The sequence below is a fragment of the Alphaproteobacteria bacterium genome, from assembly GCA_030739735.1.
In the GTDB taxonomy this organism is placed as follows: Bacteria; Pseudomonadota; Alphaproteobacteria; order UBA7887; family UBA7887; genus UBA7887.
This window is the reverse complement of record JASLYQ010000007.1, coordinates 1-18,956: the sequence shown is the minus strand read 5'-3', so window position 1 is coordinate 18,956 and position 18,956 is coordinate 1. Positions and strand designations below refer to the sequence as shown.

At 57.7% G+C, this 18,956-nt stretch carries 19 protein-coding genes and 1 tRNA gene; 6 read left to right on the top strand and 14 right to left on the bottom strand.

The genetic code is table 11. The features are described 5' to 3' along the window. Positions 1–19: 19 nt before the first annotated feature. From QF629_05190 to aroA, 6 genes are all read right to left on the bottom strand, one after another. On the bottom strand, positions 20–331 hold the full coding sequence (locus QF629_05190; protein MDP6012925.1) for a lipopolysaccharide assembly protein LapA domain-containing protein: 312 nt from the start codon (positions 329–331) through the stop codon (positions 20–22). Positions 332–347: 16 nt separating this feature from the next. Next, a complete protein-coding gene (gene ihfB / locus QF629_05185; protein MDP6012924.1) occupies positions 348–629 on the bottom strand; it encodes an integration host factor subunit beta in 282 nt (93 codons plus the stop codon). A 96-nt stretch (positions 630–725) separates the two neighbouring features. Continuing rightward, positions 726–1,640, bottom strand: a complete 915-nt coding sequence (gene sppA, locus QF629_05180; protein MDP6012923.1) for a signal peptide peptidase SppA — start codon at positions 1,638–1,640, stop codon at positions 726–728. Positions 1,641–1,682: 42 nt separating this feature from the next. Beyond that, positions 1,683–3,551 (bottom strand): 30S ribosomal protein S1, encoded by a 1,869-nt coding sequence (gene rpsA / locus QF629_05175; protein ID MDP6012922.1) that lies wholly within the window; start codon positions 3,549–3,551, stop codon positions 1,683–1,685. Between the two features lie 38 nt (positions 3,552–3,589). After that, entirely contained in the window at positions 3,590–4,252 is a 663-nt protein-coding gene (gene cmk / locus QF629_05170; GenBank protein MDP6012921.1) for a (d)CMP kinase, read from the bottom strand. Then, entirely contained in the window at positions 4,249–5,577 is a 1,329-nt protein-coding gene (gene aroA / locus QF629_05165) for a 3-phosphoshikimate 1-carboxyvinyltransferase (GenBank protein MDP6012920.1), read from the bottom strand. The genes cmk and aroA overlap by 4 nt, the downstream gene beginning before the upstream one ends. Positions 5,578–5,751: 174 nt before the next feature. Between aroA and QF629_05160 the strand changes: the two genes are divergently transcribed. After that, on the top strand, positions 5,752–6,057 hold the full coding sequence (locus QF629_05160) for an FYDLN acid domain-containing protein (GenBank protein ID MDP6012919.1): 306 nt from the start codon (positions 5,752–5,754) through the stop codon (positions 6,055–6,057). Between the two features lie 88 nt (positions 6,058–6,145). Continuing rightward, positions 6,146–6,221 (top strand) — tRNA-Ala (locus QF629_05155). A gap of 177 nt (positions 6,222–6,398) precedes the next feature. On the opposite strand, the gene QF629_05150 is transcribed toward QF629_05155, so the two are convergent. The 3 genes from QF629_05150 to QF629_05140 form a co-directional block, all read right to left on the bottom strand. Then, positions 6,399–6,908 (bottom strand): hypothetical protein, encoded by a 510-nt coding sequence (locus QF629_05150; protein ID MDP6012918.1) that lies wholly within the window; start codon positions 6,906–6,908, stop codon positions 6,399–6,401. A 153-nt stretch (positions 6,909–7,061) separates the two neighbouring features. After that, a complete protein-coding gene (locus QF629_05145) occupies positions 7,062–8,186 on the bottom strand; it encodes an NADH:flavin oxidoreductase/NADH oxidase (GenBank protein MDP6012917.1) in 1,125 nt (374 codons plus the stop codon). A gap of 579 nt (positions 8,187–8,765) precedes the next feature. Beyond that, positions 8,766–9,053 carry a hypothetical protein gene (locus QF629_05140; protein ID MDP6012916.1) on the bottom strand — a complete coding sequence of 96 codons (288 nt, stop codon included), beginning with the start codon at positions 9,051–9,053 and terminating at the stop codon, positions 8,766–8,768. A gap of 491 nt (positions 9,054–9,544) precedes the next feature. Between QF629_05140 and QF629_05135 the strand changes: the two genes are divergently transcribed. After that, complete coding sequence (locus tag QF629_05135; GenBank protein MDP6012915.1) at positions 9,545–10,546, top strand: NAD-dependent epimerase/dehydratase family protein; 1,002 nt, start codon at positions 9,545–9,547, stop codon at positions 10,544–10,546. 531 nt (positions 10,547–11,077) lie between these two features. Here QF629_05135 and QF629_05130 read toward each other — a convergent pair. The 4 genes from QF629_05130 to QF629_05115 form a co-directional block, all read right to left on the bottom strand. Further along, positions 11,078–11,554, bottom strand: coding sequence for an SRPBCC family protein (locus QF629_05130; protein MDP6012914.1), 477 nt, complete (start codon positions 11,552–11,554; stop codon positions 11,078–11,080). 313 nt (positions 11,555–11,867) lie between these two features. Beyond that, on the bottom strand, positions 11,868–13,136 hold the full coding sequence (locus QF629_05125) for an ABC transporter permease (protein MDP6012913.1): 1,269 nt from the start codon (positions 13,134–13,136) through the stop codon (positions 11,868–11,870). Next, on the bottom strand, positions 13,133–13,909 hold the full coding sequence (locus tag QF629_05120) for an ABC transporter ATP-binding protein (GenBank protein ID MDP6012912.1): 777 nt from the start codon (positions 13,907–13,909) through the stop codon (positions 13,133–13,135). The genes QF629_05125 and QF629_05120 overlap by 4 nt, the downstream gene beginning before the upstream one ends. 10 nt (positions 13,910–13,919) lie before the next feature. Beyond that, positions 13,920–14,651: a DUF3299 domain-containing protein gene (locus tag QF629_05115; GenBank protein ID MDP6012911.1), complete on the bottom strand. Its 732-nt coding sequence runs from the start codon at positions 14,649–14,651 to the stop codon at positions 13,920–13,922. 543 nt (positions 14,652–15,194) lie between these two features. On the opposite strand from QF629_05115, the gene QF629_05110 reads away from it, so the two are divergent. Next, positions 15,195–16,262, top strand: a complete 1,068-nt coding sequence (locus tag QF629_05110) for a pentapeptide repeat-containing protein (GenBank protein MDP6012910.1) — start codon at positions 15,195–15,197, stop codon at positions 16,260–16,262. Between the two features lie 630 nt (positions 16,263–16,892). On the opposite strand, the gene QF629_05105 is transcribed toward QF629_05110, so the two are convergent. Then, a complete protein-coding gene (locus QF629_05105) occupies positions 16,893–17,336 on the bottom strand; it encodes a hypothetical protein (GenBank protein MDP6012909.1) in 444 nt (147 codons plus the stop codon). Between the two features lie 50 nt (positions 17,337–17,386). Here QF629_05105 and QF629_05100 point away from each other — a divergent pair, with 50 nt between their 5' ends. Next, positions 17,387–17,695 carry a pentapeptide repeat-containing protein gene (locus QF629_05100; GenBank protein ID MDP6012908.1) on the top strand — a complete coding sequence of 103 codons (309 nt, stop codon included), beginning with the start codon at positions 17,387–17,389 and terminating at the stop codon, positions 17,693–17,695. Between the two features lie 444 nt (positions 17,696–18,139). Continuing rightward, a complete protein-coding gene (locus QF629_05095) occupies positions 18,140–18,571 on the top strand; it encodes a hypothetical protein (protein MDP6012907.1) in 432 nt (143 codons plus the stop codon). Positions 18,572–18,956: the final 385 nt, after the last annotated feature.

The window sequence follows — 18,956 nt, the reverse complement described above, 5'->3', positions numbered from 1 at the left end:
TGGCGGCAATATCAAGACATCACAACGCGTCGCGCCGCGGCTTGGCAAGTGCGCGGCCCTCACGCAATTCCACAACCTCGCGCTCCAAGGCCGCAGCTTGGCGTTGGCTGGCGCGCGCTGCTCGGCGTCTACCACCGGTCGCAAGCCAGTTGCTGAGACCGCCGAACGCTGCACCGAGCGCCAGTACGCCCAGCACGAGAAGGTAAAGCGGCAATTCGACACTAGCGGGGATCGGCGACAGGGAGATAGTGACGGACTGGCGATTGGCGACGGCGAAGGCTACCGCAATGGCCGCGAAAATCAGCGCCGCCGCACGCCACAGCAGCTTCACGTCCAGGCCCGAGCGCTCACGCCTCGTTAACCCGCTGACGCAACTCCTTGCCAGACTTGAAGAACGGCGCAAATTTCTCGGGTACCGCCACCGCCGCGCCGGTACGCGGATTGCGGCCCACACGGGCGGCTCGCGCCTTAACTGAAAAGGCACCGAAGCCTCTCAACTCGACACGATCACCGCGCGCCAGAGCGTCTGAAATCTCACCAAACACGGTCGAGACAATGCGCTCTACATCGCGATGATAGAGGTGCGGATTGTCCTGGGTCATAGCCTGAATCAATTCGGATTTGGTCATGACACGTGCCCACTCATCAGATGCGCGTCCATCGCTTCAACCCCAGGTCTCGACAAACAGGTGCTGCGACAGGCGGCTAGAGTCCCCCAAAAATTTCTATTCGATACCGCGAGGTTGCCAAAGCGAGACCAGCCCGTCAAGTCTAAGTCTTTCAAGTAACTGGGATTTTCCAATCGATTCCGAAAGAAGTTTATCGAGCAATTCTTCCGGATAGTCGATTTGCACGTCGAGCAGCGGCAGCTCGGGCTCAACATCGCGCGCCACTTCCAGCCAGGCAATGGCCACTTCCTCGCCGCCGATGGCGTCGATGAGCCCGTTCTCCTTAGCCATCGCCCCGGTGTAGATGCGCCCGTCTGCGAGGCGTTGCGCCTCGGATTCGCTCATGCCACGGCGCTCGACAACCATGCTGACGAACATGACGTGGATATCATCAACGACCTGACGCGTGGCCGCACGGGCCTCCGGACTGAGCCGGCTCAACGGGTTGGGTTGTGCCTTCAACGGCCCGCTGGTGATGGTATCGTTCTCAATACCCAGCTTCTCCATCAGTCCGACGAAGTTAGTCGCTTCGAGGACCACACCGATCGAGCCCGTGATGGTCGACTCTCGGGCCACAATGTAGTCAGCGGCCAATGCGGTCATGTAACCGCCCGAGGCCGCCAGCTGGTTCATCACCGCAACCACCGGCTTGACCTCCCCGACTTTCAGCAAGCCGCGATACAGGGCCTCGGAGCCAAACGTGGTGCCGCCGGGACTGTCAATATGGACCATCACGGCGGCGACTGAGGGGTCGTCGACCAGCGCCTCGATGGCGGCGTCGCGGTAGGGATCGGTAAAAATGATATCCTCGACCCACAACACGGCGATATGTTGGCTGCCAGGCAGACTCGGCACGCGCAAGAAGGCCACCGCGACAACGGCAAGCAGAGAGATTAGCGCCAACAGGCGCCACGTAGCCAACCGGCGCTTGAGGCGCCGTCGGTCTATCAGCACATCGCTATCGAACGCCATCCTGAGTGCCTCGCGGCAGGCGCGAGCGAGAGCTGCGGCGACTTAGGCGCCGGCTTCCTTCTCAGCGCCATCATCGACAGTCTCCTCTGCCGCAGCCTCGGCAGGGGTCTCCGCTTCCGCTTCCGCTTCCGCTTCAGCCGCCACCTTGGGAGCCTCATCAGCCTCATCAGCCTCGTCGACCTCGTCGGCCTCGCCATCCACGGCTTCGGCCTTGGCCTTGATCGCGGCACCGAGGATGTCACCCAGGCTGGCGCCGCTGTCCGACGAACCATATTCGGCCATCTGCGCCTTCTCCTCGGCGATCTCCAGAGCCTTCACCGACAAGGTGAGGCGCCGGTTGGCGCTGTCCATCTGGGTGATTCTGGTGTCGATCTTGTCGCCAACCGCGAATCGCTCGGGGCGCTGGTCGCCCCGATCGCGCGCCAGGTCCGCCTTGCGAATGAAGCCGACGGCGCCGTCGTTCACGGTCACTTCGAGGCCCGCATCGAGCACGGCCGAGATCACGCCAGTGACCACGGAGCCCCTCTTCAGCTCGGCCATTGCCGAAGCAAACGGATCCGCTTCGAGTTGCTTGATACCAAGGCTGATACGCTCCTTTTCGACATTGATATCAAGAACCTTGGCTTTGATCGTATCGCCCTTCTTGTAGTTATTGAGCACTTCCTCGCCGGACAGGCTCCAGTCAAGATCGGAAAGGTGAACCAAGCCGTCTATTTCGCCCGGCAGACCGACGAACAGACCGAACTCGGTGATGTTCTTGATCTCGCCCTCAACCAGAGAGTCGGTCGGATGCAGGTCGGCCAAGGCCTCCCAGGGATTGCCCACGCACTGCTTCAGGCCAAGGCTGATGCGGCGCTTGTTAGGATCCACGTCCAGCACCATCACCTCGACTTCCTGACTGGTCGAGATGATTTTACCGGGGTGCACGTTCTTTTTGGTCCAACTCATCTCGGAGACATGCACTAAGCCCTCAACGCCCGGCTCCAGCTCCACGAACGCGCCATAGTCTGTAATATTGGTGACGCGGCCCTTGAACTTGGTGCCCAACGGGTATTTGAGGTCGACACCCTCCCAGGGGTCTGCCTCGAGCTGCTTCATACCGAGGCTGATACGCTGGGTCTCGACGTTGAAGCGAATGACCTGCACCTTGAGGGTCTGGCCGATGCTGAGAACCTCGCTCGGGTGGTTGATGCGCCGCCAGGCGATGTCGGTAACATGCAGCAGACCGTCTACCTCACCAAGATCGACGAAGGCGCCGTAATCGGTGATGTTCTTGACCACGCCTTCGAGCACCTGGCCTTCGCTGAGGCTGGCGACGAGCTCGGCGCGGGCCTCGGCCCGGGTCTCCTCCATCACAGCACGGCGAGAGACCACAATATTGCCGCGGCGGCGATCCATCTTGAGAATTTGGAAGGGCTGCTTGGTATTCAGCAGCGGCGTGATATCGCGCACCGGACGCACGTCGACCTGACTGCCCGGCAGGAAGGCAACAGCGCCAGCGAGATCAACCATAAAGCCGCCCTTGACACGGCCGAAGATCACGCCATCGGTGCGCTCGTTGTTATTGAAAGCCTTTTCGAGCACCACCCAGGCTTCCTCGCGGCGGGCGCGCTCGCGGCTCAATACGGCCTCGCCACGGCGGTTTTCCATGCGGTCGAGAAAGACCTCCACCGTGTCGCCAACCTTGATCTGAGCATCGTCGGTGGGCGAGGAGAATTCCTTCAGGGCCACCCGGCCCTCGGCCTTGAGACCGACATCGATGACCGCCATCTCGTTATCGATAGCAATCACGGTCCCTGTGACCACAGTGCCCTCGATTTTTTCGGCATTGTCGTAATAGCCCTGCAGAAGTGCCGCAAAATTCTCGCCCGTCGCCGGGACATCACCCTCAGTGCTGCCGACATCGCTCATAATGTTGCGCCTCAAGTTCGGTTAGCCGGCCGGTTCTCTTACTCGGCTCGGTGTTCCGGTACAGCTCGCTGCTGCCGCGCCAAAACAAGTTTCACCGCTGCCGCAAAAGCGGCATCGGCATCCAAATTCGTCGTATCCAACAGCAGCGCGTCGGGCGTCTGCACCATCGGAGCCGTATCACGCGATTCGTCTCGCAAATCCCGTTCCGCGAGCTCCCGCAGAACGGCGGCTCTTATACTCTCCGTGCCCCGCTGCCGCAACTCCTTATGGCGCCGGTCCGCGCGGGCCTCAGCGCTGGCGGTGAGGAAGAACTTCACATCCGCCTCCGGTAACACCACGCTGCCAATATCGCGGCCATCAAGCACAGCACCGGCAGCACCACACGGCGGGCTATGTGCAAAATCCCTCTGAAAGGCGAGAAGGGCCGCGCGCACACCTGGCACCCCGGCCACGAGGGACGCTGCTTCACTAACATCAGAATCGCGCAAACGCGGACTGTCGAGGCCCGTCACGTCCAAGGCTTTGGCGGCGGCTTCGGCTGTGGCGGGGTCAGCGGGATCGGCGCCAGCATCGAGCACTCTCAAGGCCGTGGCGCGATAGAGCCCACCGGTATCGAGATGGGCGAGATCGAAACGCTCGGCCAAACGCCGCGCGAGCGAGCCTTTACCGGACGCCGCCGGGCCGTCAATGGCGATAATCATGGCTGGGTGATGCAGGCGCCTAGACCGCCCATCAGTTCGGCAAAGCCGGGAAAGCTGGTGGCGATCATGCTGCCGTCGTCGATGGTCACCGGCCGCCGTGTGACCAGGCCCAAGATTAGGAAGGCCATGGCAATGCGGTGATCGCCATGGGTTACGACCGTACCGCCACCAGGTGGCGGGCCGCCGGCGCCCATTATGGTCAGGCTATCCGCATCACCTTCAACCGTGACACCGTTGGCGGCCAGGCCGTCGGTGATCGCCGCCAGCCGGTCGCTTTCCTTGACCCTGAGTTCACCCAGACCCTCAAAGCGGCTAGTGCCACTAGCGCAGGCGGCGGCGATAGCCAGGATGGGGTACTCGTCGATCATGCGTGGAGCTCGCTCGGCGGGGACCGTCACACCGCGAAGCGCGCTAGCACTGGCGTGGAGGTCCGCTACGCTATCGCCGCAGGCTTCGCCTGTCTCGGCGAACTCCAATGTGGCCCCCATCTCGCTCAGACTTTCGTATAGGCCGGTGCGCAACGCGTTGATGCAGACACCGCCAACGGTCACGCGCGAGCCCGGCACCAGCAATGCCGCGACCAGGGGAAAGGCAGCCGACGAGGGATCCCCCGGCACCGTCAACGATCCAGGCGAGACAAGCTCGGGCTGGCCCTCCAGCGTAATTCGCTTGCCACCATCCGCCTCGGTATCGCTGCTCACGTTGGCACCGAACAAGCGCAGCATGCGCTCTGAGTGGTCGCGCGTTGGCTTGGATTCGATGATGGTTGTCTGGCCTGCGGCCGAAAGACCCGCCAACAACAACGCGGATTTGACCTGCGCTGAGGGCACGGGCAAGCGATAGTCCAGCGCCAGCGGATCAGCCGTACCGGTCACGGTGATGGGCAGCCGCCCTCCGTCAGCGCAGACGAAATGCGCGCCCATGCGCGAGAGCGGCTCCGTAACGCGAGCCATGGGGCGCGAGCGTAAGGAGTCGTCGCCCGTCAACACCGCGCTCAGCGGATGCCCAACCAAGACGCCGAGCAGGAGGCGCGCGCCGGTACCACTATTGCCAAGATCAAGCACCCCTTCGGGCGCACTGAGGCCGCCGACACCGACACCGGTGACGTGCCAACGTCCAGCCTCATCGTAACTGGCCGGCGCACCCAGCGCAGAGATCGCCGCCGCCGTAGCTAGCGTATCCTCGGCCGTGAGCAGGCCGTCGATCTCGGTTTGCCCCACTGTCAGGGCGCTAAGCAGGAGCGCGCGGTGGGAAATAGATTTATCGCCGGGCGCGACAATGTCGCCCCCAAGTGTGCCGGTTGCTGTTGATTGCAAGGGTTGCACGCTGTTTCTACTGTCGCTCGATTGAATTGCTTCTTTGCGCGAGCCCTAGCATGGATGGCGCGCATATGCGAGAGCTGGCGCCGGGGCAATTTTGCTTTGACAGGCGGTTGGCGATCATGGCAAAGGCGACCTCCGACCACGCTGTGGTGAGACGCGTTGAGAAAGGATAGCACGATGGCTACGAAAGACTTGGGTAACAAGCATCTCTGCACAAGCTGTGGCGCCAAGTTTTATGACATGGGAAATTTGCCACCCACATGTCCGAAGTGTGAGACCGTGGTCGAGGCCGTAATCAAGCCAAAGCCGACGCGCGCAGCGCCAAAACCCGCCGAACCCGCGCCCTCGAAGAAACCGAAGAAAGTGGTGGATGACGACGCTGAGAACGACACCGAGAACGACGTGGATGACGCCCCCCTGACCACCAAGGACGACAAGGACGACGCCAACGTGTTGGTCGGCGATAAGGACCGAAAGAACTGATCCGGCACACCATCAAACTAGTTCCAAAGGCGCGGCAAATGTTCTAGTTTGGCGGCTGTAGAGGCGCCCGAACGCCCACCAAACATACGGGGCCATAGCTCAGTTGGGAGAGCGCTTGAATGGCATTCAAGAGGTCGGCGGTTCGATTCCGCCTGGCTCCACCAGATAAATCAAGGGGTTGCGAGAGATCATAACTCCTTGATCCTTTCTGGATCGAGCGTTTGGCAACACTCTGGCAACGAATGGTTAACCGCTGAGGCTTGCAATCTCAGCCCAGGATCCGGTCGATGATCGAAGCTCGTGACGGGGTTGCCGATAGGCCCTGTTGCGCTTTCATTGAATCACGAACACATGTTAATCCCTGTGATTCCACGTAAGCATACTATGTATAAAAACGTGCACAGGCACTCATACCCATCAATAAAAAGAGATGGCGTGGTGATGCTGAGCTCCGGCACGTCCCCGGCCTCTAAAGTATAAGAATACGTCACTCTACCGTCGCCATGCCACTCCCCACCATTTATTATAATCTCGCTTTCCTTCATATTCTCTCCTGAGACCCATGTCAGCACTGCATTAGGTGGGTTTTCCCTAAACGTCCCACCTTCGCCCCACAGTGAAGCAAACGTTTCAGTCGTGATGTATGCGTGCTTACGATAAGGACGGTCGGTGAAGGCAAAGATGTCGCGGCCTGACAGCATCACCAAAGTTGTTTCGGAAGTGACTTCTGCCTTCTCTGCCGTCTGCATGAATTGCCATTCTGGCTTGGCCTCGTCCGCCACAGTTATATTTACTCCACAAACCACCGTGACCAAACATGTTATTATAAAGATTACTGTGAGTTTCTTCATGATTTGTGTTTTCCTATATTTGGTACATGCACTTTGTTTTGTATAACAACAAGTTTCGTTGCTAAAAAATAGAGTTCATGCTCTGTAAATTACCCGGTTGATACCATGAACCCCATTGATGACCTTACCGAGCCGACCTCCCAATAGTCTGGATTAGTCAGCCGCTGCTTGCTGAAACTCAGGAAATGCTTTTGGCCACAGGCTTGGGCGCGAACGCATGTATTGTGGCGGATAGGACGCCTCGACACCAAGTACGTCAGCCGCATGCATTGGCCAGTGTGGGTCGTAGAGCATGCCGCGCGCCAACGCCACCAGATCGGCCTTACCCGATGCCACCACATCCTCAGCCAAATGGGGGTCACGGATCATGCCGACCGCCATGGTCATGATACCGCTGCCCTTCTTGATGGCTTCGGCGAAGGGCACCTGGTAACCCGGTCCGGTAGTTCCTACCGGCGGACGGGTCGCCAAGTTGCCGCCGGACGAACAATCAATGAAATCACATCCAAGCTCCTTCAGCGCCTTCGAGACCTCGACGGACTCTTCTATGGTGATGCCCGGCTCGTCGTAATCGGTAGCGGACAAGCGCACTCCCAAGACCTTGCCTTCCGGCCACACGGCGCGGACTGCATTAAATATCTCAAGAGGATAGCGCATGCGGTTTTCGAGGCTGCCACCGTACTCGTCTGTGCGGTGATTGGCGATTGGCGAAAGGAACTGGCTCATCAAATAGCCGTGCGCACCATGCAGTTCGACTACCTTAAAACCGATCCGGTCGGCACGTTTGGCAGATGCGACGAAACAATCGCGAATGCGGTCCATGTCCTCGCGAGTCATTTTTGCCGGCGTATGCCAACCGTCTTCAAACGGCTCGGCAGACGGGCCAACTGTATTCCAGCCGCCTTGATCTGGGCTCAACGGCTTGCCACCGTTCCACGGCATATCGGTCGAAGCCTTGCGCCCGGCGTGAGCAAGCTGGATACCCGCTTGGGCAACACCAAAATCATCAAAAAACTTCACGATGCGAGCGAAGGCCTCTTCCTGCTCATCGGTTTCGAGGATCGGGCAGCCTGGGGATATACGGCCGATGGCCTCAACCGCCGTTGCCTCGGCAATTACTAACCCAGCTCCGGATACGGAAAACTGGCCCAAGTGCATCAGGTGCCAATCGTTGGGCACGCCTTTCTTGGCGCTATATTGGCACATGGGTGCAATGACAATTCGGTTTACCAGTTCGACATCTTTTATCTTCAAGGCTGAAAACAATTGGCTAGTCATATATTCCTCTCTATTTGGTCTCATTCAGGTGCACCCTGCCAGTGGGAAACACCAAACGGAGGTAAGCGCGTCAGTTGATCGTCGGCATTGGTGCAACGTTCTCGCTCTTCAAGACCGTCGCGAACGCGTGGACTAGCGGATCAACAAGAAGCGCAACACTGAAGAACAAGTATGCACCCAACAATCGCATGAGAGAATGATAACTCTACCCCAAGGTACATGCCAAACGATTCAGCCTGCATTATTTGAGGTGGCGCGCCAATTGACTGGAGGCGAGCGGTATTGGCCGGGTTGACGGCGACATTCGAGGCGGCCTTGGTATACTACTTGACCGCCCCGGCGGCGTTCTCCGGGACGCCCTCGCCTTCCTCTCTTTACCGCCCCAACTCGCTCGTCGCGACATAGAATGGTCGGTCTTGGGAAAGTTCACCGTCCCACGGCCCTGGCACCACGGTCCGGCACCGCTATCGCGACCGTGGCCATGGCTCTCGGGAAAATTAGCGTCTCAGAACCCTAATAAAACTGCTTTGTGACAGGCGTCACTTCTCCATCACGCTTTCCAGCATAGCTTCTGGTTGTTCAAGACAACACGGCAGCGCACGGGGCGGTGCCAGGACGTAGAGAGGAGAATACCATGCGTATCACCACCACGAGCAGTTTTGCCATTGCCGCTGCCCTCAGTCTGACCTTCGGTGCCGTGCAGACAGCCGCAGCCCAGAAGACTTTCAGCCCGCGCTCGATTACTATGCCCAACCCGGCCGGGGCGATAAGCGTTACTAGAATGAGGATTCCCATTGTCACGGCCGTGCCGAGGATGCCTACAATCTCGCGTGGACTTTCGACGCCAATCGGAGAAATCAGCCGCAATACCGCCACCTCTGTGGCCAATACGCCTGGCACCTCTGTAGTAAATCCAGATTCGATGATGCCCGGCAGGTCAAACGCTCGGCGGTGATGTTGAGGGTAGGCTTCAGATATTCCACGCCGACCATGACGGCATTCCCCTGATTAGTCTTTCCCGGTACTCACTGATGGTAGCATAAGGCACTCAAACCACACATCTCCTTCGGTTAAGATAGGGCTAACTCTCGAAAGCAAGACGGGACTGTTTATAGATCTTCCATGTAGGGCTGGTGACTCGATACCTACCATTCCGTACGCCGGTCTCGGCATTCCTCTCTTTGCCGGCCTGATTGGCCAAGAAGGCAGGAGAAAATCAGGCAGCTACCGAATTCGACCCTGGATAAGGTAACTATCGTCCCGATGGACCAGAGGCTGGTCATGAACTAACAATCAAACTGGCCCGGTCGTTAGGGGCTGGTCACGATTCATTTTAACGATTCAACAGGCTGTCGGTGATGACTCCATCAGAATCAACCCTCTGTGTCGTAGGGGCCAGTGGCCTAGTGGGCTCAAATATCGTCAAAGCCGCGCTCGATCGAGGCTATCGGATTCGCGGTACCATGCGCGACAAGGACGCGCCAAGCAAGGCGCCCTATTTAATGGCGCTGCCCGGCGCATCAAAGCGTTTGACCTTAGCGAGTGCCGACATGGCCAATATTGGGGATTTTGATGACGCACTCGATGGCGTCGACTGTGTGTTCATAGCCTGTCTTATTCCGACATATGCCGGTCCCTCGGGCATACCGGCGCGGGAAATGGATGACGAACAGGGTTGTGCCGAAATCATCATGCCTACGGTCAATGGCTGTATGAATATTATGCGCGCCGGTGCGCGCCAAGGCATCAAAAACGTGGTGATCTGCAGCAGCACCAGCAGCACCAATCCCTTGCCCCCGATCCCGGTTAAGAACGAGGTCGACCATTGGTCCGATGAAAAGGTGCAATGTCGATCCAAGAAGTATACCTCAGCCACCAAAACCGTGATGGAGAAGGCTGCAATCAAATTTGCGGAAGAGAACAATATTCGACTATCGATTCTCTTGCCGACCGGCATGTTCGGGCCCGTGATTTTGCCAGCGCAGATGAATGGCAATCCTCATGTCTGGCTTAAGGCTCTGATCGAAGGGCGGGAGGGCCGTCATGAGACAGTGCCCAACACTTCGACCTCAATGATCCACTTGCATGATCTGGCGGCGCTGTTTATGGCGGCCTACGAAAATCCAGGTGCATCAGGGCGCTATTTCGGCGTGTATGACAGTTGGCATTGGCAAGATATTTATGCCGAGATTCAAATAATTCTCCCCGACATGAAGATGCCCGCGCCGCTGACCGAGAAACCGGTCACTTCCACTGGGTTCGATTTCACCCGGCGCGATAGCCTAGGCGTAAAGGTGCGTGGTATCCCAACCTTGTTGCGCGAAACAATCGATTGGATCCGGACCGATCCATTCGGCTAATGGCTCTTGAATATGGCCCACCTCAATGTATTTGGTCAATGTTCTGCCATCGAGAATGCCATAGTTGGACGGCTTGAGGCCGACACTGCCGAGCCATGCGGAAGCGTCCTCAAAGGGCGACCCACACAGTCCGTTAATCAGCGCAATGATGCCTGCGAACAACTGCCGACGTGGTGCCGCCTCGACAAACTGACACACAGCATCACGGGCATCTAGCGGTGACCAGATTCAAGTTCGAACCTGGGGGTGGAGCCGATGATTCTAAACCAAGTCGTCTGGTCTTGCTTTTGTAGCAAACTACTTTCTGTCTGAACCAGATTCGTAATTTATAGCCACAGCACTAAATCGCTAGCGCAATATTGGGGTAGTTGCGGGGGCTCTATGCGACCTTTACAGAGCTTGGGCAAAACGTTGGGGGGATCGATACCTAGCATTCCGTACGCCCGTCCCCGCCGTCCTCTCTTTGCCGGTCTAACTCTCTCATAAAGGCTGGACCACCTGAATCAGGCTAGTCACCTGTGGTTCCTGGCGCTATTCGCCGGTGATTGTGGCGATGCCCTTGAAGCCGGTCTGATAGGCGTCGATGACGAGCTTCACAACTTCCTCGTCCGCCATGCCCGCAGCGTCAAAGGACGACGACCAGGTTATGGTCGAGCCAGTGCCGGACTCACTCACCGCGATGGTCGCGGTGTAGTTCGCGATCGGGAATACGCCGTCGACGATGCTGTAGGTGTACGACTTGCCGGCCCACGAATAAGCCTCCAAGCTCTCGACGACCCAGGCGCCGTCACTGGCCACGACCAAGCGATGCAGAGCACCATTCTCAGTGTACAATGTGGAGTCCGCGAACCACGGATGCCATTTTTGCAAACTACCGAATTCGTTGATAACGTGCCAGACCTCATCCGCGCTCGCCTTGAATGAAGCTGATTTCTTGACATTCAGGGCCTGGGCGTGCGGCACGCTGCCGTTTGTCGGCGGCCGGCACACCACCGCATATGTGTCCACGTTGCGGCCAAATATTTTCTAAGTCAAGGCGGCCTCCGGCTAACCTTCCGCCAGCCGCGACTTCAGAAATTCGCGGAGATCGACAGTTTTTTTGCTGTCCATAGAGACGTAAATGAAGGCGAGGTTGGTCCGCTCGGTAATCATCTCTCCGGGAAATGGCAGATAGCTGAGCTCGTGGCTGCCGAAGTAGGGGCTTACGGTGCCGACCTGCCACTCCGAGGTCGAGGTGATGTCGACGAGCTTCAGCGCACCCCGGCTATCGCCGTCGTCAAGCCCGAAGCGGATTCATGCGAGCCGCAGAGCCCGTGACCTTTTAGGTCTGAACGATCAGGCCGTCGGCCAAAGTGTTGCGATAGGCGCGGGTCGCTGGAATGATACCGGCGAGGCAACCTGCCAGAACGACTAGGCCAAGCACGGTCCACTGCCAGAGCGAAGGCGCATCAATGGTTAGATGCAAGCCGAAGCTTGCCTGGATGAAAGGCTGAAGGACTCCCAAGAGAGCGTAAAGCATAGCCAGGCCAGCCAGTGCTCCGGCCAGCGCCAGTATGCCGGATTCGAGCACAAGCAGGCCGAATATATGGGCCGGGCGCGCGCCAACCGATCGCAGGATCGCCATCTCGCGCCGACGCTCGTTCAAGGCGGCAAGGCTGACCGTCATCATGCCTAGCAGGCCCGTGCCGACGACCATGACCGAAATTGCCAGCAGGGCGGATTCCAGTGTGCCGATACTGTCCCATAGTTCCTGCAGCGTGGCGCCCGGCAGGATCGCGAGCAGGGGCTCGACTTCGTATGTATTCACCTTGCGCTGGATATCGAGCGTCGCAAGCTTCGACGTTACGCCGAGAAGGATAGCCGTGATCGCCAGCGGCTCGGCTTCCATGTCGTGCTCGTGTTCCCTCTCGATATCGTGCCCCGGCCGAGGCGGCATGCCGTCCTCCCAGCCGTCATGAATCTGCTCGATCGCCTGCAGGCTGACATGGACGGTGCGGTCAATCGGGGTGCCTGTGCGGGCCAGCACGCCGGTGACATGAAATGGCTCGTCGTCATGATCGGTTTGGCCCAGGGAATCAAGCCCGTGCGCGACCACGAGTGAGCTGCCGATGCTATAACCTAGCGCGTCCGCCACATCGGCGCCAATCACGGCGTCATGCGCGTCGGCGAAAGGCGCGCCTTCGGCAAAAGCCAGGGGTTGTTTTCTTCCATATCGATAGTATGAAAAATATTCATCTGTGGTTCCGAGGACGCGGAAACCGCGATGGGAATCGCCAAGGGAGAGCGGCACGGCCCAAGCCACGTTGGGCCAGCTCGCGACCTCCTCGTAGCTTTCATAGGATATGCCATTGGTCGCATTGCCAATGCGGAACACGGAGTAGAGCAACAGTTGAGTCGGTCCCGTACGGGCGCCCACGATTAGATCCGTGCTCGAGATCGTGTTGGTGAAGCTCAGCCGTGCCCCGGAACGGACCGTCTCGACACCCAGCAGCAGGGCGACGCTGAGGCCAATGGTGAGCACGGTCAGGCCGGCCGTAACCCGCCGGTTGAACAGGCTTCGCCGTGCCAGACCAAACAGCGGCGCGGTCATGACCCCAATGCTCCGGCAGGTTGGTTGATCTTGGGCAGTTCGACCGTGCGATCGAACATACCGGCAAGGCTCCGGTCATGGGAGACAAACACCAATGTCGCCCCAGAGGCGGCCGCCTCGGCAGAAATCAGCTGGAGAAAGGCGCGCGCCGCGTCGGCATCGAGCGCAGAGGTCGGCTCATCACATATCATGAGTTCAGGCTTGCCGATCAAGGCACGGGCCACTGCAACCCGTTGCTGCTGGCCGGCACTGAGGCGCGTGACGGAGCCGCGCAAGAGGTGCTCGGAATCGAGCTGTAAATGAGAAAACAGGCGATGCGCCTCTTCCTGCGGCGTGGTGCCTGCTTCCGCCAGCGCAGCGCGACGCGCATGTGAAAAACGGCACGGCAGCAACACGTTCTCAATCGCTGACAGGTAGGGAATCAGATTGAACATCTGAAAGACCAAGCCTATATGGGCGCTCCGAAAGGCGTCGCGCTCGGGGCCACTCAAGCTGGCGATATCCGTGCCAAGAATAACGATATGGCCGGAATCAGGCGTCACCACGCCTGCGAGCAGATTTAAGAGCGTGGTTTTGCCGCTGCCGCTCGGGCCTTCAATAAAAATGCGCTCACCGCGTTGGATCGAGAGCTCGCCAATGCCCAGAACATAGGGCGCCCGGACACTCCAACGAAAGCTCAGGTCCTGAACCGCAACGATCGGGAGGGCTTTTTCACCCTCGCCATACGATTCCGATTCTAGACGAGGGTTATCACGTTCTGCCGTCAGTCCCATGGAACTCTACTCAAAACTCTTCTTCGTACGGGGCCACCACCGCTCCCTCTATCCTGTATCCGACATCGATAGGTGCTCTACCATCTACTAGGGAGAGTTCGTGCGAGTCAAGAGTTGTATTCAGAACTCCTTCGACCCACACCGGTGTGAACAACCCTTTGCTGGAGAACGGCTCCGATACCTTGATGAACACGATTTGATTGGGCGGCGGTGGCGGCGAGTGAATACAGGCCCCGACATAGGGCACGAGCAAAAACTCACTGACCGCGGTACCATCGAACTCGAGTGGTAAGGCATATCCCGGAATACGCACGAGATGGCCGTTGTTCCGGTCATCGACCACGCCGTCGAGCCCCTCCATCGCATCGCGCGTGCTATCTACCTCGTCCCAGAACGCCACCGCGTCCGGATTCACCTCACCTGGCTTGTCAGCGAGCAATTGGCGGTCCCAGTCGCTCAACTCCTCTTCCGTGATCAGGCCAGAAGCCAGTTTGTCACGCACCAGACGCTCGTCGGCCACACGCCGGTACGCTTCCACCGCTTGGGGTGTGAGCTGGTTCATCTTTTCCTGCAGGGCCACAGCCCTGACTTCCACATCGTACAGGGCCTCCGGCAGCAAATCCTCCCACTGGAGGGTCCTGGCCTGATCGGCCTCAGCCGAAGCGACCACCACCATAGCGAGCCAAAGCCCCGCCACACCACGCAGTCCATCCCGGATGGAAAATCTCACAGTACCAACCATGTCACGAAAATTCCTTGCCCATTCCTAAGGTTGTTTGGCCCATTCATCGATTCCGAAGCCGAACCGGCTGATATTGAAGATTATAGGCGGCGCGCTCGGAACAATCCATGCCGCCCCATCCTTGATGCCCTGAACGCATTTCTGCGCAGCCTCCGTCGCAGCAGGATCGCCCTTACGCGAGTCTATCACGAACAGGACTAGAGCTTGATGTTTTAGCGTGCACCTGGGTGCGAATCACCGGGTCAGCCGAGATAGCCGTCGTCGATTCTGGCGCGCACATTGTCGTAGTCGAGCGCGATAGCCTGACCGTGTTGTAGTGCTGCACCATGGATCACGCTCCTTGATCCAAGGGTAAGTGGTAGATCTGCTAAACGCGTGATATGACGAAGAATAGGGGGGAGGCAGTAAATAATGTGGAACTTCCAAAAACTGACTGCTCTCTTGGTTTCGGCGATGGCCCTCTGTGGCAGCGGAGCTGCCACCGCATTTGATGAAACTGACCTCCTGAAACTTCAAGCGCTCAATGGCTGTGCAGAGTGTGATTTGAGTGGGGCCAACTTGAGTGGGGCCAACTTGAGTAGTGCCGACTTGAGTGAGGCCCACTTGAGTAGTGCCGACTTGGGTGGTGCCGACTTGTTTTTGGCCAAGTTGGGTGGTGCCGACTTGGAGAATGCCAACTTGAGTTCTGCCTACTTGAGTTTTGCCAACTTGGAGAATGCCAACTTGTTTTTGGCCAAGTTGGGTGGTGCCGACTTGGAGAAGGCCAACTTGAGTGAAGCTGACTTGCGTGAAGCCGACTTGGAGAATGCCAACTTGTTTTTGGCCAAGTTGGGTGGTGCCGACTTGGAGAAGGCCAACTTGAGTTCTGCCTACTTGTGGAGTGCCAACTTGGAGAAGGCCAACTTGAGTTCTGCCTACTTGAGTTTTGCCAACTTGGAGAAGGCCAACTTGAGTGAGGCTAACTTACGTGAGGCCGACTTGGAGAATGCCAACTTGAGTAGTGCCGACTTGGGTGGTGCCGACTTGAGTGGCGCCGACTTGTTTTTGGCCAAGTTGAGTGGTGCCGACTTGGAGAATGCCAACTTGAGTAGTGCCAACTTGAGGAGTGCCAAGTTGGGTGGTACCAACTTGAGTGGTGCCAACTTGAGTTATGCAGACTTGTGGAGTGCCAACTTGAGTGGTGCCAACTTAATTGGTGCTAACTTGCGTTTTGCCGACTTGAGGAGTGCCGACTTGAAAGAGGCCCACTTGCGTGATGCCGACTTGGGTTCTGCCAAGTTGGTTGGTGCCGACTTGGAGAATGCCAACTTAAGTTCTGCCTACTTGATTGGTGCCGACTTGATTGGTGCCAACTTGAGTTCCGCCGACTTGATTGGTGCCGACTTGGAGAATGCCAACTTGCGTTTTGCCAACTTGAGTAAGGCCAACTTGAGTTTTGCCGACTTGCGTTTTGCCAACTTGAGTAGTGCCAACTTGAGTGAGGCCGACTTGAGTGAGGTAGACTTGAGTGAGGTAGACCTCTCCACCACTAACTTGCATGATACCAACATTGAGCACGCTATTTTCTGCAAGACGCTGACGCCTTGGGGTGAAGATAACTCAGGTTGCTGAAAGTAAGGGACGAAAGGGCACGTGTGATTGAGAAAACCGAACTGACACGAACCGAAATCGGTCAACTATTTAAGCGACGAATATGTCTTCGCGGTGATAGGCGATCGCAGCCTTCGACGGATATGACGTTCGTTCCCCCCGGGAGCCTTAGCGTTTTCCCTACAACCGCCCGTAACCCCTGGACATATCCAAGACGCGATCGCTAACGATCGCTGAATAATCGTCGGCCAGGGTGATTAGGCCTGCATCAAACATGGAGTTAACATCAACCCCTAACCGTCAGGTTCGATGCCCTTTTGCCTGCACTTTCCAAAAACGCGTGCAAGCATTCTGTAAGCAGACACGAAAAAGCCGCCCCAAAGAGCGGTTAAGTCATTGATACAATTTGCTGAAGGGGTTCGACACCTACCATTCCGTACGCCCGTCTCCGCGTTTCTCTCTTTGCCGGCCTAAGTGGCTCGTAGCGACATAGAATGGCCGCGCTTGGGAAAGTTCACCGGCACATGGCCATGGCACCACGGCGTCGCGGGCGATAAGATTCTTACGCCCGTTGGAGAAATAAAAATACTTTCCATCTCTGCCTCCCGGCTCAAACCACCCGCCTCGTTCTCCGAGCGGCGTCACCTGTACCTAGTTATCGCCGCCCGCATGGCGGGGCGACATTATAATGGTGACGGTGGTGCCAGAAAGGTTGCGGCCTTCGATCCGGATGGTGGCAATGCGCTCTCCTTGAGAGAATGCCAGCACGCTTGATTCAGACTGCGCACTGGTGATTAGGCGCCAGCCAAAACGCCGCATTTCCTGATGGTAGAGGGCGAACGCTTCGGAGGGGGATTCGCCGACATTGAACACCAGCCGCCCGGTCCAATTGTCCTGCCCGCCGAGCACCAGGCTGCGCTCGCTGTCGAGTCGCGCACCGTCTGGGATCGGCACATCGGTAACCGGCTGAAAGGCGGCGCCGGTGTCCCCTTGGGCGGTCATTGGCGCCGTGCTGGCCGGCAATCTCTGGCCGTTGCAGGCGGCCAGCACCAACGCGGCGAGCGCCGTGAGCGTTAGCGTAAATCGCACGTTCATCACAGCAGCGTAACACGCTCTGGCGAAAAACCAAAAGATAGTTGAAATACGTGGTCGTTTCTTCACCACCTCACCAACACCCTCTGACCGTCGCCCTGAAGCTGCGACGAACCAAACAATTAACAGAACAAAAACGCTTAGCGAACAAGCCATATGCCGACTTTATTGGTGCCGACTTTATTGGCACCAAGTTGTATAAGGCCAACTTGAATGAGGTTACCTTGTGTGGGGTAGACTTGAGTGGAACTGACTTGAGTGAGGTATACATCTCCACAACTAACTTAAAAGGCACCAACATTAAGCAGGCTATTTTCTACAAGACGCTGACGCCTTGGAATGAAAATAACTCAGATTTCTGAAAGTAAAGGATGAAAGGACACGTGCGATTGAGAACACCGAACTGACACGGACAGCGCCAAAAAAACGCGTGCAACCGTTTTGCAACCGGACACAAAAAAAGCCGCCCCAAAGGGCGGCTAACTCATTGCTTTATCGTGAAAAGGTTGGTCGAGGAGATTCGATGCGACCTATACCGAACTTGGCCAAAACGTTGATGCGGCGGCTCGATACCTACCATTTCGTGCGCCCGCCTCCGCCTTCCTCTCTTTACTGCCCTAACTGCCTCGCGGTGCCGCTATCGCGGCCGCGGCCACGGCTCTCGGAAAAATCGGCGCTCAGCGCCCTAGTAAGATTACTTTGTGACAGGCGTCACTTCTCCATCACGCCTTCCAGCATAGCTTCTGATTGTTCAAGACAACACGGCCCCGCACAGGGCGGTGCCAGAAGACAGATAGGAGAGTACCGTGCGTATTACCACCACGAGCAGTTTCGCCATTGCCGCTGCCCTCAGCCTCGCCTTCGGTACCGTGCAGCCAGCCGCGGCCCAGAACGCACGTATTGCCGCGGCCCCGATAGCCCCCGGAGCGGTACGCGTTATAAATCCAGATTCGATGATGCCTAAAATTTCACGTACACTCTCGACATCGATCGGAAAAATTAGCCGCAATGCCGCCGCCTCTGTGCCCAATATGCTTGGCACCTCTGTGGCAATGCCGCCGCCTCTCGCGCCCAACCCCTTTAAAACAAGTGGCTACATACCGGGCATCACACCAGATGACATAGCCAAGGGCGGCAACTCCCTACCCGGCCCGGACGACCCCATGTTTATCGACTTGATAGAAGACATTCCCGGCATGTCCAATAACCCCGGCTCTAAGAACGACCCTCAAACCTAGGGATCAGATTAGAAACCGGAATTTCCTAGATGGGGCTTAATCCATGCCGATACGGGTCAACCTTTGAACCCGCGCGCACTTTTCTGGGAGTCGGCATTAGCGTCAAAAAGAAAAAAGCCACTAACCCATTGGATTAGCGGCTTAATTATTGGTTGCGGGGGCTCGATGCCACCTTTACCGAACTTGGGCAAAACGTTGATGCGGAGGCTCGATACCTACCATTCCGTACGCCCGTCTCCGCCTTCCTCTCTTTGCCGGCTTAACTGGCCCGTGGCGACGTAAAATGGGCGGTCTTGGGAAAGTTCAGCGCGCCACGACTACAACACCATCCGCCCGCACTCGGCGCTCAAAGGAGACACGCCCGCAGAGGCGCGCCGAGCGCTTG

Coding starts and splice junctions, on each gene's coding strand:
- rpsA (MDP6012922.1), bottom strand. CDS start 3,551: ATGAGCGATGTCGGCAGCACTGAGGGTGATGTCCCGGCGACGGGCGAG.
- QF629_05150 (MDP6012918.1), bottom strand. CDS start 6,908: ATGAAGAAACTCACAGTAATCTTTATAATAACATGTTTGGTCACGGTG.
- QF629_05125 (MDP6012913.1), bottom strand. CDS start 13,136: ATGACCGCGCCGCTGTTTGGTCTGGCACGGCGAAGCCTGTTCAACCGG.
- ihfB (MDP6012924.1), bottom strand. CDS start 629: ATGACCAAATCCGAATTGATTCAGGCTATGACCCAGGACAATCCGCAC.
- sppA (MDP6012923.1), bottom strand. CDS start 1,640: ATGGCGTTCGATAGCGATGTGCTGATAGACCGACGGCGCCTCAAGCGC.
- QF629_05120 (MDP6012912.1), bottom strand. CDS start 13,909: ATGGGACTGACGGCAGAACGTGATAACCCTCGTCTAGAATCGGAATCG.
- QF629_05135 (MDP6012915.1), top strand. CDS start 9,545: ATGACTCCATCAGAATCAACCCTCTGTGTCGTAGGGGCCAGTGGCCTA.
- QF629_05145 (MDP6012917.1), bottom strand. CDS start 8,186: ATGACTAGCCAATTGTTTTCAGCCTTGAAGATAAAAGATGTCGAACTG.
- QF629_05115 (MDP6012911.1), bottom strand. CDS start 14,651: ATGGTTGGTACTGTGAGATTTTCCATCCGGGATGGACTGCGTGGTGTG.
- QF629_05160 (MDP6012919.1), top strand. CDS start 5,752: ATGGCTACGAAAGACTTGGGTAACAAGCATCTCTGCACAAGCTGTGGC.
- cmk (MDP6012921.1), bottom strand. CDS start 4,252: ATGATTATCGCCATTGACGGCCCGGCGGCGTCCGGTAAAGGCTCGCTC.
- QF629_05105 (MDP6012909.1), bottom strand. CDS start 17,336: ATGAACGTGCGATTTACGCTAACGCTCACGGCGCTCGCCGCGTTGGTG.